This is a genomic window from Mycolicibacterium elephantis DSM 44368 (genome assembly GCF_004014805.1).
Taxonomy (GTDB): Bacteria; Actinomycetota; Actinomycetes; order Mycobacteriales; family Mycobacteriaceae; genus Mycobacterium; species Mycobacterium elephantis.
In genome coordinates, this window is the sequence record NZ_ATDN01000001.1 from 353,736 (window position 1) to 369,740 (window position 16,005).

The following is a 16,005-nucleotide window of genomic DNA, read 5'->3' on the forward strand; positions in this document are numbered from 1 at the left end:
GACGCGCGTCCGATCGGCCAACCCGCGTACACGCGGGGTCAAACACGGTAATTTGCTGGACACGTAAATAGTTCACTCCAGCGCATCGGCTGAGCCTCGGAAGGGGAAGGAAGCGATGGGTTACGCCAGCTATATCGGTCGTGTCGGAGCGCTCGCGGTGACGCTGGGAGTCGGGGTGGCCCTTGCCAGCACCCCCGCCGTCGCTGTCGCCGGACCCTCGGATTCGTCGTCCACCAGCAGTTCGTCCTCGACGAGCGAGTCGTCATCTTCGCCGAGCAACACCTCGGCCGACGGCGCGGAACCGGGCGACAGGGCCGACGACGCGGAACCGTCAGACCCCGAACCGGAGGCTTCCGAGCTCGACGACGACGCGACCGAGACCGACGAGGCCGACGCCGACGCCGAAGATGGCGCCGCCGACGATGACGTCGTCGACGATGGCGAGGACGCCGGTGAAGACGGCTCGTCGGACGGCGGTGAGGAAACCGAGGGCGACCTCGAGGCGTTGTCGAGCGTCGACCCGGCCGACCCTCCGGCTGGCAGCAACCACGAATCACGCACGAGCACACGAGATTTCGCCAATGAGGTCGAGTCGTTCGTCAACGCGGCCGTCGAGCGGTTCGCCGGCCGGGAGAACCCGCAGTCGCAGCCGGACAGCACGGGGGCGGTGACCGACAACCCGGTGCAGGAGTCGACCGCCACTACCACCGCCACGGTGCTGACGTCCACGGCGACAACGACATTCACGACGCTGGCCGATCCCGAAGCCGCGCCGACCATCGCGCGGCCGCAGCCCACCTTGATCAGCATCGTCACCGAAACGGTGGAAGCGGTGCTGCGACCGCTGATGGGTCTGGGCACCGGAGCGCCCGTGGAGGTGCCCGCGCTGTGGGCGCTGTTCGCGGCGGCGCGTGGCGAGTTCGAACGCGCTTGGGGGCTGCGGAGCGCGCCGCCCGCGGCGCAGTACACCGTCACCCAGATCTCAGGTCCCTCAGCGCAAGCCAACGGCACGCCCTACATGCTCGTGATCGGCGTCGACGGCACGAATCTGAGCAGGATCCTCGCCGACCCCGCGAACGACAACTTCTTCGAGCTGATGGATCAGGGCACCACCGCGCCCTCCAGCATCGTCGGGCACACCACGATCTCGAACCCATCGTGGTCGGCGATCCTGACCGGTGTGTGGGGTGAGCGCACGGGCGTGGTGAACAACGTCTTCACGCCCGGCACCTACGACCGGTGGCCCACGGTGTTCAACATGCTCGAAACGCACAACCCGGGCATCAGTACGGTCGCGATCGCGAACTGGAACGTCATCGCCGACATCGCCAACGCGGGTTCGATCCCGGCGGACCAGATCGTGTTCGTGCCACAGGTCCCGGGCGACACCAACTGGTTGCTCACCGACGACGCCGTCGGCGCAGCGACCGTCGAAGCGATCCGGAACGTCCAGACCGGCACGCCGACGTTCATGTTCACCTACTTCGTCGGCGTCGACGAGAACGGGCACATGTACGGCGGCGCATCGCCGCAGTACGCGGAAGCGATTCGGAACGTCGACGACAATCTCGGCCTGATCCTGGACGAGATCGCCGAACGCGAGAAGTGCAATCCCGGCTTGTGCGAGAACTGGACCATCATCGTGGTCACCGACCATGGCCATCAGCCCCAGCAGGGTTTCGGCCACGGCTTCCAGTCCCCCGCGGAGACCGAGACATTCGTGATCGCAAGAGGTTCGGATTTCCAGGACGGATTCATGAACCTGCAATACGAGATCGTCGACACCACGCCCACGGTGCTGACCCTCTTCGGCGCCACGCCGCCGGACTATTTCGACGGCGTGTCACTGACGACGCTGGGTGCGAGCGACGTCGATCCGGTCGACCTGCACCAGGCGCTGCTGGACGCGATCGCGATGAACGGATATCCCGACATCGGTACCAACATCGCGCTGGGCGTGCGGACGATCTTCACCTCGATCCCGTACTTCATCTACGAGTTCACCTACGACATCATCGGCCAGCTGCAGTCAGTCGCCGGCCAGGACATCTTCCTCGTCAGCGCACTGGCCGGGTTGGCCGTTGTGCCGGTGCAACTGGTGGGCAACCTGCTGTACGTGGTGACCAACATTCCGGCGCAGATCGTCGCGCGGCTGACCGGGGTGACCGGCGCCACCATCTTCCCGCTGGTGCCACCGCCGCCGTCGACCTGGCCGCCGGAACAGACGTTCGTGCCGGACCTGGCGACGCTGGCCTGCGGCTCGACGACGACCGCCGGGTCGCAGTGCGCGGCGCCGATCGTTGCGTGACAAGCGATCTGGTGTTCAGGTGAACGCGGGGGCGACGAAGCGCTCGACCACCTGACGCTCGATGTCGTTGTCGCCCATGGGCCAGACGGCCAACGACATCACGACGCGGACGATCCACTGCGCCGCGTGCGGGTCATCAGTGATACCGGTGAGATCCGCGGCAATCCGGCCCAACACCGGCGAGGACGGAAGCTCGGTCAGATCCCGACCGGCGCCGAGGCCCGCCATCATCTGGCGGATGGGGTCGGATCGGATGTGCTCGAGCGCGACCGTGATCGCCTGCACGACGCGTTCGGTGCCGCGGAGATCCTGCACGGCGGACCGGACGGAGTCGACGATTCTGCCGGCAAGGCGCAGCAGCACGGCGTCGCGGATCTGCGCCTTGCCGCCGGCGTAGCGGTAGATGGTGGCGCGCGAACAGTGCACCCGTGCGGCCAGCGTGTCGATGTCGAACGCGTCGAGACCTTCGCGCACGACCAGCTCGGTGGCCGCGGCGTAGATCCGCTCGGCGGCGGCGCTGCGCCGCTCGCCTCCGATGAGCCAATCGTCTCGAGCCACCGGTGCTCCTTCTGCGCAGATTTTTCTCAACTATGAGACAAAACTGACCATACATCTCAGCGTTGGTGCAGGTGGGAGCGATGGCTTGAGACGGTGTCGCTCGGTGCGGCCTACCAGCGGTTTCAAGTTCGGCGCAGGCTATTGACGACGGTGTGGCGGCCGGTCACCTTGGTAGGCATGGGGTCTGAGCTGGGCATCGCGTTGTTCGACGACGAGTACATCCAGGATCCCTATCCCCTGTACCGGAAGATGTTGGACACGGCGCCGGTGCATCAGATCGGTGAGTCGGGGTTCTATGCGGTGTGCGGTTGGGACGCGGTCAACGACGCGATCGCGCGGCCGGAGGATTTCTCCTCCAACTTGACCGCGACGATGACCTACCAGCCCGGCGGTGTCGTGGGGGCCTTTGAGATGGAGGGGCTGGGCGGCAAGAGCCATGTGCTGGCCACCGCCGATGAACCCGCTCATGCCGTGCATCGCAAGTCGTTGCTTCCGCAGTTGGCGGCCAAGCGGATTCGCGCGTTCGAGCCGTTCGTCGGCAAGACCGCGGATCAGTTGTGGGCTGATGGCCTGCACGACGGGCGCATCGAGTGGATGGGTGCGATGGCCAATCGCCTGCCGATGATGATCGTCGGTCGGATCATCGGCGTCCCGGACAGCGACGTCGACAGACTGGTGCGGTGGGGATATGCGGCCACCCAGGTGGTGGAGGGGCTGGTGAGCAAGGAGCAGCTCGCCGAGGCCGGCGTCGCCGTCGGAGAACTCGCGGGATACATCACCGACCAGTTCCAGCGTGCGGCCTCCGACCCGCAGGACAACCTGCTCGGCGACCTGGCCGCGGCATGCGCGTCGGGCGACCTGGACGAACTCACGGCGCTGGGCATGATGATCATCCTGTTCAGCGCCGGCGGTGAGTCGACTGCGTCGCTGATCGGTTCTGCGGCTTGGGTTTTGGCGACCCGTCCGGAGGTGCAGGCGCAGGTGCGCGACGAACCGGAACGGCTCGGCGCGTTTCTCGAGGAAGTGCTGCGCTACGAACCGCCGTTTCGGGGACATTATCGGCACGTGGTGCACGACACGACGCTGCGCGGGGTGGATCTTCCGGCGGGGTCGCGGCTGCTGTTGTTGTGGGGAGCGGCAAATCGCGACCCGGCCCACTTCGACCACCCGGACGAGTTCCGGCTGGACCGACCTAACCCCAAGGGCCACATCAGCTTTGGAAAGGGATTGCATTTCTGCGTCGGCGCCGCGCTGGCCCGCCTGGAGGCGACGATCGTGATGGGTCAGCTCATCGAACGGACGTCGTCGATCGACGCAACCGACGTGGGCCGCTGGCTGCCGAGCCTTCTCGTCCGGCGCCTCGAGCGGCTGGAGTTGGCGTGCAAATGAAGTTCCGGCGGCTTAGACGGCGCCGCCGCATCCGCCCGGCGGTGCCGGCGGTGGCACCGGGGAACCGTCGTCGATCACACACGTCAACGTGATGGTGCTGCCGACGAACGGCGCGGGGGCGCGAAGTTGATGCCAGTAGCTGCCGTCCGGGTACTTGATCCCGTCGCAATAGCCCCATCCGGTCGCGCCGCCGAAGCCACCGCCCGGGCAGTAGCCCTGCGTGGTGTTGGGCATGTGCGGGTCCATCTCCTGGTTGGCGCTGCCGGTCGCTGCGGTGGCGAGGGCCGCGGCGGTGACGGCGCCGACGAGGAGCACCGCGCTTGCGCACCCGCCCAGAACCCGCTTTGTCGTCATGTCGAGGTTCATGTTCAACCCCCTGAAGAAGTAGCACCAGATTAGCGGGGTCGTTCGCCGAGTGCGGCGTAATGAGCACAAAGGGCGAATCGGCCGGTTAACTGGATCGGCAGACCGTTGCACGATGGCCGGCGATCCGCGTGGGCTACCATTCGCGATCGTGAGGAAATTGACGGTGCTGGCAGTTGGGTTCGGGCTCGCGCTCGTCTCGGCTTCGGTGGCCAACGCCGCACCCGTGCCGCAGCAGCAAGGTTCGGATTGCGACCCAAATTACTCGGGTGCCTGCGTTCCGATCGCCAGCGATGTCGACTGCGCCGGCGGCAGCGGTAACGGGCCTGAATATGTGTCCGGCCCTGTGTATGTCGTCGGTGATGACATCTACGAGCTCGACCGCGAGGGCGACGGAGTGGCGTGCGAAGGGTAGCTTCCGCCTTGAGCTGCGAAAAAATACGTGGTGGGGCGGGCGGGACTTGAACCCGCGACCTACGGATTATGAGTCCGCAGCTCTGACCAACTGAGCTACCGCCCCCGACTTCGCCGCACCATGTTCGCACATGCCGGCGACGCCGCATCGCCGTCCAGCCCGCCTCGGCACGATTGAGCGAATTTTTCGCTCAGAGCTTGGCAAGAGTCCGTAGTGCCCCCAAAGAGGAACCTCGGTGCCGCGGCGCTTAGCTCGCGTCCACCGTCAGCTCAAACGCCTGCTCCTCGGAGAAATGTTTCCGCACACCGCCAGCCACCCCCACCGATATTCGCGACCGCGACCAGATCAGCGCGTCGACGTGCCGCCGACTTCCCCCGAGCCCAGTAGGCCTGCACCATCGGGGAGATGTATCTGCCGAGTGCCATGGCCTCCTCGCTCACGATGTTCCCTGGACTTGCGTCACCGCAGCACCGACAGGTTTGTCGTCGTACATGCACCCGATGGCCGCAGCCAGGACGGGCGCGATCGAGCACACCTCGACCAAGGTGTCGGTCTCGTCGTGTTCCACGGTGTCGGCGACGACAACCCGCCGCAGTTCGAGATCACGCAGGCGGCCAGCGGCGTCGTGAACGAAAAGCCCGTGGGTGGCCGCGACGAGGATGTCCGGCGTCGCGCCCCGCCTCCGCAGCAACTCGACCGCCGCTTCGATGGTCCCGCCTGTGGAAATCATGTCGTCGATGACGACGGCCGGGCGGCCGCTCACGTCTCCGGCGATGTCCAGCGCGGTGACCGTCGAACCGTCTTCGCGTTGCTTGCGCACCACCGCGACCGGGCCGTGCAGAATCTCCGCGTACCGCTCGGCCAGTTTGGCCGCCCCCAGGTCAGGGGCGACCACCACGGATCCCTCCGGTACCTCGTTGACCAGCCGCCCGGCGAGGGTGGGGACCGCGGAGAGGCTCTCGACCGGGATACGGCATTGCGCCTCTAGGGCGGCGCCGTGCGGGTCGACGACGACCATCCGGTCGGCTCCGGCCCTGGCGATCGCGTCGGCGACGACCGACACGCCTAGCGCCTGACCTGAGGCGGTGCGCCGGTCTTGGCGGGCATAGCCGAAGTACGGCAGCACGGCGGTCACCCGCGCGGCGTGAGACCGCCGGCACGCATCGAGCAGCAGCATCAGCTCAACGATGTGCTCGTTGACCGGTGGTGCCGTGGACTGGATGACATAGACGTCGGCGCCACAGACGTTGTCGATCGTCGGGCGCAGTTCCCCGTCGGGAAACCGCTCCACCTTGCAGCCGTCAGACTCGACGCCGAGGTGGTCGATGACTGAGGCGGTGAGCCTTGGGTTCGCGCTGCCGCAGACGACACGCAGCGCCGCGGTGTTCACGGCCGTACAACAGCGGCCGACGCGGGATAGCGGTCGTTGACGCCAGGGTTGCCGGATTCGCGTGCGCAGTGGGCACCACAGTAGATGCTGTCGTCGACCTCGACTCCGTGGCCCAGGACGCGGCACCCGCATCGGTCGCATATCGGTGCCAATCCGGCCGCCGCGCACTCGATGCTGTCGAAGGTGGCGGTGTAGCCGTCGGCTCGAGTGACGGTGAAAGTCTTGTCGTAGTCGTTGCCGCAGGTGTCACAAACTGCCATCGCATGCCTCCTAATGCCGACCAGAACCCGGCCCGGCGACGATCACGAACCTCAAGCGTCGATCTCCGGCGAGTTCAGCTGGCGACCAACAGGTTTACTTGGATCTTCCGGTGCTCTGTGGTCGGACGGTAGGGACAGAAGTCCCCATCTTCGATGGCCGTTGGTTGTTGGACTGGCCGATCGTGCATCGCGCTCGATGCTGCGACCGGCTCACCGGCTCAGCCCGACTCCTCGGATGCGCACATGTCTGTCGTCCATGTCCACCTGTGCACCGAACTGGGAGACGAGCCAGAGATTGGTTTCAAGGTGTGCAGTGGTGCGCGGCACGACATAGCTCGACTCTCCGTGGGCCAATGCGCAGAACAACACCAGTTGATCTGCCAAGTGACGATCCACCGTCGCTCGACTGCGGACGTCTTCGAGGAACGTGTCCGCTACGTAGCGGCCGATCTGCTCGGAGGTGCGGCCACGCCGACCGGCCCGGTCGGCGCCGATCCGGCCTCCGGTGCTGCTTTTCGCCCAAATCGCCAGGCAGGCACCGGCATGCAGTGCGCCGGTGTCGTCGACGCGCTCGATGGTGCACGTCATGCCCGCGCCCTGAATCTTCGCCTCGCACACCGATGCCATGCGCTCGCTGACGCGTCGGTCGGCCAGGTGGCTGGACAGGGCGACGCCGTGCACATCGTCGACCTGGCCGGCCGTGGTGCACGTCAACGCCTGGAGGCCGGCAGGCCGAGGTGCCACGGTCAGTTCGACGACGCCCCCACCTCCCGGGACGTACCCGGGGCGGCTGACGTGCAGGGCCATCTCCACGCCCATCGCGTGGATCATCGGGGCCAGCGCATGCTGCATGTGAAACGGCGATGGAGCAAAGTCCTGAATCACTCCCCCGGTGATGCGGGCCCGAACGGGTGTGGCCGCGAAGCACGCCACCGGCAGCACGCTCAGCGCCAGCATGGTGGCCGAGCCCGCGGTGCCGATGTCCCATGTGTAACTCCCGCCGCGGATGTCCGATCCGGGGACGAAGTCAAACGTTTGGCTGCCGACGTCGGCGCCCTCGACCGTTGCTCCGCAGAGCTGCGCGCAGGCGTGCACGCTCGCCACGTGTTGAGGCCGCAACCCCGGCTTGTCCCGATTCTGTCTGGCGTTGATGATGCGGACCGGCTTGCCGTGCAGCGCCGCCTGGGCCACCGCGTAGCGGACGATGGTGCCGCTGCCCGACATCTGCGCTCCGTCAATGGTGATCACCAGTGCTCCACCCTATGTTCCCTCCGTCCCATGGGCGCTTTTTCCATAAGTTATGGCGCGGCCCCGGAGCCGCTGTCTTGGCTTCGGGGCCGCTGGGAAACAGGCTCAGCTCGCGGCTTGCACCGGTATGCGTTTTCCTCCAGGGCGGCCTGTTCGGGGACGGCGACGTCCATAATCTTCCGTCGTTGAGTTGCTGTGGGACTTACGTGTTCGATTCTTCGCGGCTGTGTGTTCGACGGGTAGGGACGGAAGTCCCGTATGGGCCGCCATGCTTGTCGTGGTGACCGGACGGGCTGGTTACGAGGTGACGACGAGCCGGTCATCGGGCACCCCGTCGACGCGAGGGCGAGCCGTCCGCGCTCAGCCTTTCACCACTCCCAGCGGGATGAGCCGGGCGACCTTGCGCGCCAGACCGGCCTGTTCGGTGGTCTCGATCACCTCGTCGACGTCCTTGTAGGCCTCGGGTTTCTCCTCGGCGAGCCCTCGACGCGAGCGGCCCCGTACGAGCACGCCGTGCTTTTCGAGGCGGCTGCGCAGGACGTCAGCGTCCTCACCACGGGCGGCTGCATGGCGACTCTGCACTCGGCCGGCACCGTGCGCGGCGGAATCGAACGCGGGGTTGTCGGGCACGCCGGCGAGCACGTAGGAGCCCGTACCCATCGTGCCCGGGATCAGCACCGGCTGGCCGACGTCGGCGAGATCGGCGGGAAGATCTGGATGGCCGGGCGGCAGGGACCGGGTTGCGCCCTTTCGATGCACGCACAGGTTACGCGGCTTTCCGTCGACGTCATGGGTCTCGAACTTGGCGAGGTTGTGTGAGACGTCGTAGACAACCCGGAGCGAGGTGTCTGCGTGTGCCTCGAACACCCGACGGGTTACCTCGGTGAGCAGCTGCCGATTGGCGCGCCCGTAGTTGGCCGCCGCGTTCATCGCTCCGACGTAGGCCTGCCCCTCGGGGGAGCGCACCGGCACACACGCCAACTGGCGATCCGGCACGGTGATGCCGTAGCGCTTCATCGCTGCTTCCATCCGCCGGACATGATCGGTGCAGATCTGGTGGCCCAGCCCGCGCGACCCGGTGTGGATCATCACGCACACCGCGCCGTCGGCCAGACCCATGCGGGCGGCGGTCGCCTCGTCGTACACGCGGTCCACCGCTTGGACCTCCAGGAAGTGGTTGCCCGAGCCGAGGCTGCCGATCTGTTCCAGGCCGCGCTCCATGGCTCGGGCGCTCACCTCGGCCACGTCGGCACCCTCGAGGACGCCACCGTCTTCGCAGCGCTCCAGGTCTTCTGGCACACCGTGCCCCTTTCCCACCGCATACCGGGCGCCACCGGCAAGCACACGTTCCAGGGCTGCGCGATTTGGTAGCGGCCACACCCCTTTTCGGCCCAACCCGCGTGGAATCCTATTGTCAAGCCCGTCCATCACGGCGCGAAGGCGCGGCTGCAGCTGGGTACTGTCGAGGTCTGGACTGACCAGCAGCCGCACCCCGCATGAGATGTCAAAGCCGACCCCGCCGGGTGAAATCACCCCGCCGTCGTCGATGTCGGTCGCCGCGACCCCGCCGATCGGAAACCCGTATCCCCAGTGAATGTCGGGCATCGCGAAGGAAGCACGGACGATTCCAGGCAGCGTGGCCACGTTGGCGACCTGAGTCAGCGCCATGTCGTCGCGTTCCTCGGGTAGCAGCGCTTTACTCGCGTACACGATCCCGGGCACGCGCATGGCGCCTTCCTTTGCTATTCGGAACCGGTACGGGGTTTCTTCGATGATCTTCACGTTATCGACCTCACTCACACGTCAAGTGTCACCAGACATCGCCAGCCATCCGGGTCGCGTGACAGGCGGATATCGTTGAGAGCCACTGCCTTTGGGATGGCGCCCAGCTGAGGCAGGTCACTGGCGTCCACCATCGCGAAGCTGACCTCGACGCCGCCGTCGACGTCGCGCAGGCTGAGGTCGACGGGTACCTCACCTTCGGTGTCCAACAGGTAGATGACCTCGTCGAGCACGGCGGCCAGCAAGTCGTCGTCGCGCTCTCCGTTGAGCCGGGACCGACGGGTGCGCGTCGGGGCGGACGCCGCCGAGGTGTCCAGAAAACTTTCGACGGCACCGAGCACCGCCTCTCTGATGCACTCGTCGCGGGTGGGCGCCCACGCCTCGATTCGCAGGTCCGCGGTGTGGGGGACGTCGCGATGTCCAGATATGCTGTGCATATTGACTTTTCGTTCCACTACGGATTGGCGCTCGCGACCATTCGGCTTATGTGGTCGGTGAACCAGTCGCGGGCCAACACCGCCACCTGTTCGAGAGCACCCGGTTCTTCGAACAGGTGGGTGGCCCCGGGAATCACCTCCAGCTTGCAGGGTCCCGGGATCGCTGCTTGGGCGCGACGATTCAGTTCGAGGACCAGACGATCATGTCCTCCCACAATCAGCAGCGTGGGCGCGTGCACCTTGCTCAGCGCCTGACCTGCCAGATCGGGTCGGCCGCCGCGGGAGACCACCGCGGCCACCCGCACCCGGGGATCGGCGGCGGCGACCAGCGCTGCGCCCGCCCCGGTGCTGGCTCCGAAGTAGCCGACCGGCAGCGTCGCGGTGCCGGGCTGGTCGGCCAGCCACTGTGTGACGCCGACGAGTCGCTCGGCCAGCAACTCGATGTCGAAGACATTGGCGCGGTCCAACTCCTCGGCCGGGGTGAGCAGGTCGAACAGCAGGGTAGCCAGCCCGGCGCGGTTCAACACCTCGGCGACGTAACGGTTACGGGGGCTGTGGCGGCTGCTGCCGCTGCCGTGGGCGAAGACCACGATCCCGATGGGCTGCTCGGGCACCGTCAGATGTCCGCTCACCGTCACCTCGCCGGCACGCACCTCCACTTCCCCGTCACCGAGCCGCGGGTTGCCGGCGACACTGGCTGCGGCCGGGCCCGCGAAGTCGGCGCGGGCGCGGTCGAGCAGCGCGATCACCTCCTCGTCGGAGGTTTGGGTGAAGTTGCGGTACCCCTGTCCGACCGCGTAGAAGAACGGCGGGGTCTGCAGGCAGACAATCTCGTCGGCGTAGTCGGCGAACCTCTCGGCGACATCGTCTGGGCCGATCGGAACCGCCAACACCACCCGACTGGCGCCCTCGGCGCGGGCGACCTGGCAGGCCGCCTTCGCCGTCGCACCGGTGGCCACGCCGTCGTCGACGATGATGGCCACTCGCTCGCCGAGTGAGATTCGGCCGTGGTCACCGCGGAACCTCTCCGAGCGCCGCTCCAACTCGCGCCGCTCCGCGCGTTCCACCGCGTCCATGTCGTCTTGGCTCAACCGGGTCTGTTCTACGACAGCGTTGTTGATCACCCGCACGCCGTCCTCGCCGATGGCGCCGAACGCGAGTTCGGGCTGATACGGCACCCCGAGCTTGCGCACCACCAGAACATCCAGCGGTGCCTGCAGCCTCTTGGCGACTTCGAAGGCCACCGGCACTCCGCCTCGCGGCAGACCCAGCACGACCACGTCCTGGCCCCGGAAGGATTCCAGGCGGGTGGCCAGCTGACGCCCGGCATCGACACGGTCCTCAAACGGTCTGTTATCAGCGCGTAACCAGGCCAGCCGGCGAGCCGGTTGACCCTGCGCGTCGTTACGGTCGTCCATGCGTGTCATGGCGCGAGTCTGCCGTGCCGACGCGTGCCTGCAGAAGGGTCCAATGGCCATATCGGCCCGGGACCAAGGCCTTCAAAGAGGCCTTCAAAGAGGCCTTCAGCGGGCCTTCAGGCTGCTTCCGGTTCCACTACGCGCACTCAGCGCAGGTCGACTGACCGTCAGCCGAGGTAGCCAACCGGCTGATGTGGTGAATGAGGAAGCATGTCGAGCACGTGAACTCGTCGGCTCGTTTTGGTATGACCGGCACGATCATGTCGTCGGCGATCAACTCCGAGCTGTCCAAAGCGAGCAGCCCCGCCGCGTCGGGCTCCTCGGTTTCGTCGACGACGAACCGTGTCGCTGCCCGCCCATGGCCGGGTAACAGTTCACCTAGTATCGACTCACCGCTATCCATCGGCAGCGAGGCCGTCGCATCTGTGAGCAACGTCCCTGACTTGCGCCGGGTCCGTGTGGCACCCATCGTGCCCCTCCTTTCCGCCTGAGATCCGCGGGCGTAGTCGCCGATCAGACCACGACATGTCGGAGCCTCAATAGGGTCGTTGGTCCCGATCCGGGCCATCGGCGGTCATCACTCGTAACTCCTTGGAATGCCGAGAAATGCCGAGGAAACGCCTTGGAAGCCGCCGTGAATACTCGGGACCTAAGACTCTGCTGACTGCTATGACCGGCTTCTAATGTCGGCTGGCATGGCGAGAGACTTCTCCGCTCACAGCGGGCGCGGTGAGTCGCCGTCGTCGCCCTGACAGAAGAAGGGAGGCGTTGATGCCGAGGCACTGCGAACGGGCCGCGATTGTCGCGATGGGGTCCGGGGCCCGCGGCGCCTATGAGGCCGGTGCGTTGTCGATACTCGTGCAGCGGCTGCGTGAGGGGGGTTGTGAACCCAGGGTTTATGTGGGTTCCGGTGCGGGCGCGATCACCGCGACGTTGCTCGCCGCCTGCGCCCACTTGTCGCCGGTCGATCAGGCCCGGCGGGTCGTGGAGCACTGGCGCGCCATGTCGGTAGCCGAAGTTTACCGATCGCCGATCCTCACGTCGCCGGTCGTGGCGGCCCGCTTGACCGGACGCATCCTGCGACTACCCGGTGTGAGGCTGCCTCATCTGCTCGACACCATGCCGCAGCGCCGCAACATTCAACAAGGCATCGACTGGACCAGGTTGCGGGACAATATCGCCGACCATGGCCTCACACTGGCCATCTCGACCACCGCCGGTGATGACAACCGCACTGCCGTCTTCGTCGAGCGCCGCGACGGCGTACCCGTACCGTGCAGCGACGACGAACGACCACTCGACTACATCGACGCGCAGATTCAGCCCGAGCATGTGCTCGCGTCATGTGCGATCCCGATCCTGTTTCCGGCGGTGCGGATCCGAAAACCGTCGGGTACGCCGGGCTGGTATCTCGACGGCGGGCTGAGGCTCAGCGCGCCGCTGAAGCCGGCAATTGCGCTGGAAGCGGATGCGCTGGTCGTCGCCGCTACGGGTCCGCTGCGGGACACCATAACGACACCCCATCCCGGTGGGGTGGCGCCGGATGTGGATGACCTCCTAGCCGAGTTGGTCGCCAACACCTTCGTCGACCGGATGGTCGAAGACGTCCTGGGTCTGGGCAAGGTCAACTCGTTGCTGAGCGAGGATGGGCTGATGGCTACGGCGAGCGGCCGCCTGCGCAGGAAGATACCCTATGTGTTCGTCGGTCCTGAGCACCGAGAAACGTTGGGCCGGTTAGCGCTTGATGTCCTTGACGACGCGCCGGAGTATTCGACCGACCCCATGGTAAGGGTTCGACAACTCGAATTCCGCGTGCTGGCACGCGCTTTCCGGGGCGATGGCCCGCGCCGAGGTGACCTGGTCAGTTACCTATACTTCGATCAGGAGTTCATCCGTGCGGCCCTCGAATTGGGTCAGCGTGACGCGGAGTCATTGTTGGAGGGTCTGCCGGCCGACGAAATACCCTGGCGCATCGATTAATAGTCGTCGTCCGCGGTGCGCCTGAGGTCACCCTCGCCGACACTGCAGGCTGTCGATGTCGTATTGCCATCTGGCATCGCGGGCATGGTTCAGCGCGACCCTGGCGAAGGCCCCAACGACGGCGACTCCAGCGGTGATGCCTAACCAGACCCCGAGCGCGGCCGCCACCGCCTCTGCTGGGGCACGGGACTGCGGCGCGGGCTCACCCACCAGACGACCGTCGTCGTCGATCCAGATATCGACGCGGTCGCCAAGTGCGACTGTGGGTGCCGCATTGACCATCCCGCGGTGCTCTGACCCGTCGACGACCCACCTGGCCGGCACCGTGATCGTCTGGCGCGGCATCGCTGGTATGCCGGCGGTGATGTCGAGTTCATCGGCCGAGATCGCGTCACCGGTCACCGTCGCGGTCCAGGGGTGCCGACTCTGAGCCTGCTGGGCGTAGACCTGGCTGCGGGAATCGTGGACCGCGGTGCCCACCGCACCCGCGACCGGAACGGCCATCAAAGCCACCGAGGCGGTGATCAGCACAATGACTGCCTCGAGGCGATCCACCCCGCGCACCAACGGATTACGGCTGAATAACCACCGGATTGGCCCCCGCGGCCAGCGCACCGCCAAGGGTTCCATCAGGACTCCTTCGCGTCCTTCGCGATCGTGACTCGACATCGTGATCATCACCCGACGGTTGGCGACTCGCAGGGTCATGCGTCCCTAATGTGCAGGGGCTGATATCACAAGCCCGGCCACCAACGCGATTGCGAGGTTGTCAACCGCGGCTGTCGCCCTCGGTTTCCTCTTTGAGGATGTGCACGGCGGCTTCTTCCGCGGTGGCCGCGCCGCCGCTGATGCCGACGTCCTCGGCCACCAGTTCTGGCTCGGTGTCTTCGCCAACCCCCAGGTCCGGCGCTACAAGTCGTCCTGCGCGCTCGCTTCCGACTTCGCCTCGCCGCGGAAATTCCACTTCGAGCAGGGCAGCCTCGGCCCGTCGTCGCTCGGCTTCGTCGAGCGGGACGTTGATCCGTGATGCCGGATCTGGTTCCTCCTGCGCGAGCAGCTGATCCATACTCGCCGGGGGGCGAAGTGGGTCATACCCCGACTTCCGCTCTGGGGGCGAATACCCCACATCGAGGATGTCGTCGACCTCCTGATTGATCAGCGTGTCCAGCGGCTGCAACTGGTTCTCTGCGTCCACGCCGTTCTCGCCCGCCGCCGGATCGTTCTCATATGAAGTGCTCATGGTGCTGGTCGCGTTGTCAAAGGGTCAGTGGCTGGTGATGGCCAACGGGGCACAGATCGACTTGGCGTACTGCGCGACCATGTGTTCGGGCAGGTGCCGCGCCACGTCGGCCTCGCTGACGATGCCGACCAAGCGGTCATCGTCCATCACGGCCAGCCGTCGGACCTGGTGCTCTTCCATGATGTTGAGCATCTCCTCGACACTGGCGTCGGCGTCGACGCGGTAGATATAGCCCTGGGCCAGCTCGCCGACGGTGGTCGTGTTGGGATCGCGCCCGGCGGCGATGCCCCTGACGACGATGTCGCGGTCGGTGAGCATGCCCTTCAGGCGCTCGTCGTCTCCGCAGATCGGCAACGCACCGATACCCTGATCGCGCATCTTCTGGGCGGCGGCGGTCAACGTCTCATGCTCGTCCACACAGGTAGCCCCGGTGTGCATGATCTCGCGGACGGTGGTCATGATGTCCTCCTCAAATCGACCGGAACCCGGATGGTCCGACTCCTGATAGCTCGATACTCAATTGCCTCGACCACACCCGGCCAGGGTCCTTTGGCCCAAAAACCGAGCGACATTTGACCCCACGAGATGTACTGCACTGCACCACGGCCCGCACGGGCACCGTGTAGCGGTTGCACCGTCGCCCCGGCCGCAGAATGCAGCAACTCCTGCTTGGGCGGGCTATCGGTGCAACACTCGGTCTATGTCATTCACAGTGGAAGTGCCCACTCGCGGAGGTACGCACGAGCTGCCATTCACCGACAACGACTCGTTCGCCATCGTGGCCGGTGTCCTTGGAGTCCGCGAAGCCGAAACCGCGAAGGTCGTCTATTACCCGGCTGGGACGTGGGTCAAGGTGACGGCGGTGAACCACCCTCCCGGCGGAGTCGAATTCAGCGATTGAGGAGTGCAATAACGAGCACCTCGGGATCATGAGTCCGCGGCTCTAACGAGCTGAGCTGCCGCCCCAAGAAACTCCCATACTATCTTTGCCCACCGTCACGTCGTGACCAATCTTGCGCGACCGACCATTCAGCTCCTAGCCACGCTGATTTCTCCTCGGTCTTCGTACGGAATTAGCCGATTTGATCTACAACTGGTCTCGCGAAGCGAACGCCGCGGAATCTGCTCCAGCGAACTAGTAAGTGCTTTCAGAAATAGCGGCCCTACTTTCTCCACTACTACGGCGATGCAATCGGCATCGGTTGCGCAATTAACTG

Annotated in this window: 17 protein-coding genes and 1 tRNA gene; 5 read left to right on the plus strand and 13 right to left on the minus strand. The window is 66.0% G+C overall.

Annotation, left to right across the window (positions count from 1 at the left end; translation table 11 throughout):
• The first annotated feature begins 115 nt into the window (after positions 1–115).
• On the plus strand, positions 116–2,308 hold the full coding sequence (locus MELE44368_RS01660; RefSeq protein WP_128106862.1) for an alkaline phosphatase family protein: 2,193 nt from the start codon (positions 116–118) through the stop codon (positions 2,306–2,308).
• A gap of 15 nt (positions 2,309–2,323) precedes the next feature.
• On the opposite strand, the gene MELE44368_RS01665 is transcribed toward MELE44368_RS01660, so the two are convergent.
• Entirely contained in the window at positions 2,324–2,866 is a 543-nt protein-coding gene (locus MELE44368_RS01665; protein WP_128106863.1) for a TetR/AcrR family transcriptional regulator, read from the minus strand.
• A 177-nt stretch (positions 2,867–3,043) separates the two neighbouring features.
• Here MELE44368_RS01665 and MELE44368_RS01670 point away from each other — a divergent pair, with 177 nt between their 5' ends.
• The gene (locus MELE44368_RS01670; protein ID WP_128106864.1) at positions 3,044–4,255 is read left to right on the plus strand and encodes a cytochrome P450; all 1,212 of its coding nucleotides are present in this window, start codon (positions 3,044–3,046) and stop codon (positions 4,253–4,255) included.
• Positions 4,256–4,267: 12 nt separating this feature from the next.
• Here the strand turns inward: MELE44368_RS01670 and MELE44368_RS01675 are convergent, their stop codons facing one another.
• Entirely contained in the window at positions 4,268–4,609 is a 342-nt protein-coding gene (locus MELE44368_RS01675; protein ID WP_306439132.1) for a hypothetical protein, read from the minus strand.
• 124 nt (positions 4,610–4,733) lie between these two features.
• Between MELE44368_RS01675 and MELE44368_RS01680 the strand changes: the two genes are divergently transcribed.
• Positions 4,734–5,033, plus strand: a complete 300-nt coding sequence (locus MELE44368_RS01680) for an excalibur domain-containing protein (protein ID WP_241566432.1) — start codon at positions 4,734–4,736, stop codon at positions 5,031–5,033.
• 28 nt (positions 5,034–5,061) lie between these two features.
• On the opposite strand, the gene MELE44368_RS01685 is transcribed toward MELE44368_RS01680, so the two are convergent.
• The 8 genes from MELE44368_RS01685 to MELE44368_RS01725 form a co-directional block, all read right to left on the minus strand.
• A tRNA-Ile gene (locus tag MELE44368_RS01685) sits at positions 5,062–5,138 on the minus strand.
• 331 nt (positions 5,139–5,469) lie between these two features.
• Positions 5,470–6,423: a ribose-phosphate diphosphokinase gene (locus MELE44368_RS01695; RefSeq protein WP_206613640.1), complete on the minus strand. Its 954-nt coding sequence runs from the start codon at positions 6,421–6,423 to the stop codon at positions 5,470–5,472.
• A complete protein-coding gene (locus MELE44368_RS01700) occupies positions 6,420–6,683 on the minus strand; it encodes a metallothionein (RefSeq protein WP_128106866.1) in 264 nt (87 codons plus the stop codon). The genes MELE44368_RS01695 and MELE44368_RS01700 overlap by 4 nt, the downstream gene beginning before the upstream one ends.
• 210 nt (positions 6,684–6,893) lie before the next feature.
• On the minus strand, positions 6,894–7,931 hold the full coding sequence (gene rtcA, locus MELE44368_RS01705) for an RNA 3'-terminal phosphate cyclase (protein WP_128106867.1): 1,038 nt from the start codon (positions 7,929–7,931) through the stop codon (positions 6,894–6,896).
• A gap of 360 nt (positions 7,932–8,291) precedes the next feature.
• Positions 8,292–9,731 (minus strand): RtcB family protein, encoded by a 1,440-nt coding sequence (locus tag MELE44368_RS01710; protein ID WP_277749985.1) that lies wholly within the window; start codon positions 9,729–9,731, stop codon positions 8,292–8,294.
• Complete coding sequence (locus tag MELE44368_RS01715; protein ID WP_128106868.1) at positions 9,728–10,150, minus strand: archease; 423 nt, start codon at positions 10,148–10,150, stop codon at positions 9,728–9,730. The genes MELE44368_RS01710 and MELE44368_RS01715 overlap by 4 nt, the downstream gene beginning before the upstream one ends.
• Positions 10,151–10,167: 17 nt before the next feature.
• The gene (locus MELE44368_RS01720; protein ID WP_241566433.1) at positions 10,168–11,577 is read right to left on the minus strand and encodes a phosphoribosyltransferase family protein; all 1,410 of its coding nucleotides are present in this window, start codon (positions 11,575–11,577) and stop codon (positions 10,168–10,170) included.
• 127 nt (positions 11,578–11,704) lie between these two features.
• Positions 11,705–12,037, minus strand: coding sequence for a DUF4193 family protein (locus MELE44368_RS01725; RefSeq protein WP_164889999.1), 333 nt, complete (start codon positions 12,035–12,037; stop codon positions 11,705–11,707).
• A gap of 302 nt (positions 12,038–12,339) precedes the next feature.
• Here MELE44368_RS01725 and MELE44368_RS01730 point away from each other — a divergent pair, with 302 nt between their 5' ends.
• The gene (locus MELE44368_RS01730; protein ID WP_128106870.1) at positions 12,340–13,548 is read left to right on the plus strand and encodes a patatin-like phospholipase family protein; all 1,209 of its coding nucleotides are present in this window, start codon (positions 12,340–12,342) and stop codon (positions 13,546–13,548) included.
• 27 nt (positions 13,549–13,575) lie between these two features.
• Here the strand turns inward: MELE44368_RS01730 and MELE44368_RS01735 are convergent, their stop codons facing one another.
• The 3 genes from MELE44368_RS01735 to MELE44368_RS01745 form a co-directional block, all read right to left on the minus strand.
• Positions 13,576–14,256, minus strand: a complete 681-nt coding sequence (locus MELE44368_RS01735; RefSeq protein ID WP_241566434.1) for an Rv1733c family protein — start codon at positions 14,254–14,256, stop codon at positions 13,576–13,578.
• 61 nt (positions 14,257–14,317) lie between these two features.
• Positions 14,318–14,788 (minus strand): DUF5709 domain-containing protein, encoded by a 471-nt coding sequence (locus tag MELE44368_RS01740; RefSeq protein WP_128106871.1) that lies wholly within the window; start codon positions 14,786–14,788, stop codon positions 14,318–14,320.
• A 24-nt stretch (positions 14,789–14,812) separates the two neighbouring features.
• Positions 14,813–15,247 carry a CBS domain-containing protein gene (locus MELE44368_RS01745; RefSeq protein ID WP_128106872.1) on the minus strand — a complete coding sequence of 145 codons (435 nt, stop codon included), beginning with the start codon at positions 15,245–15,247 and terminating at the stop codon, positions 14,813–14,815.
• A gap of 241 nt (positions 15,248–15,488) precedes the next feature.
• Between MELE44368_RS01745 and MELE44368_RS01750 the strand changes: the two genes are divergently transcribed.
• The gene (locus MELE44368_RS01750) at positions 15,489–15,689 is read left to right on the plus strand and encodes a hypothetical protein (RefSeq protein WP_128106873.1); all 201 of its coding nucleotides are present in this window, start codon (positions 15,489–15,491) and stop codon (positions 15,687–15,689) included.
• Positions 15,690–16,005 lie beyond the last annotated feature (316 nt).

Bases quoted from the DNA above. Each gene is read 5' to 3' on its own strand.
- MELE44368_RS01660 (WP_128106862.1), top strand. From the start codon at position 116: ATGGGTTACGCCAGCTATATCGGTCGTGTCGGAGCGCTCGCGGTGACG.
- MELE44368_RS01670 (WP_128106864.1), top strand. From the start codon at position 3,044: ATGGGGTCTGAGCTGGGCATCGCGTTGTTCGACGACGAGTACATCCAG.
- MELE44368_RS01675 (WP_306439132.1), bottom strand. From the start codon at position 4,609: ATGACGACAAAGCGGGTTCTGGGCGGGTGCGCAAGCGCGGTGCTCCTC.
- MELE44368_RS01680 (WP_241566432.1), top strand. From the start codon at position 4,734: ATGGCCGGCGATCCGCGTGGGCTACCATTCGCGATCGTGAGGAAATTG.
- MELE44368_RS01700 (WP_128106866.1), bottom strand. From the start codon at position 6,683: ATGGCAGTTTGTGACACCTGCGGCAACGACTACGACAAGACTTTCACC.
- MELE44368_RS01715 (WP_128106868.1), bottom strand. From the start codon at position 10,150: ATGCACAGCATATCTGGACATCGCGACGTCCCCCACACCGCGGACCTG.
- MELE44368_RS01720 (WP_241566433.1), bottom strand. From the start codon at position 11,577: ATGACACGCATGGACGACCGTAACGACGCGCAGGGTCAACCGGCTCGC.
- MELE44368_RS01725 (WP_164889999.1), bottom strand. From the start codon at position 12,037: ATGGGTGCCACACGGACCCGGCGCAAGTCAGGGACGTTGCTCACAGAT.
- MELE44368_RS01730 (WP_128106870.1), top strand. From the start codon at position 12,340: ATGCCGAGGCACTGCGAACGGGCCGCGATTGTCGCGATGGGGTCCGGG.
- MELE44368_RS01735 (WP_241566434.1), bottom strand. From the start codon at position 14,256: ATGACCCTGCGAGTCGCCAACCGTCGGGTGATGATCACGATGTCGAGT.
- MELE44368_RS01740 (WP_128106871.1), bottom strand. From the start codon at position 14,788: ATGAGCACTTCATATGAGAACGATCCGGCGGCGGGCGAGAACGGCGTG.
- MELE44368_RS01745 (WP_128106872.1), bottom strand. From the start codon at position 15,247: ATGACCACCGTCCGCGAGATCATGCACACCGGGGCTACCTGTGTGGAC.
- MELE44368_RS01750 (WP_128106873.1), top strand. From the start codon at position 15,489: ATGTCATTCACAGTGGAAGTGCCCACTCGCGGAGGTACGCACGAGCTG.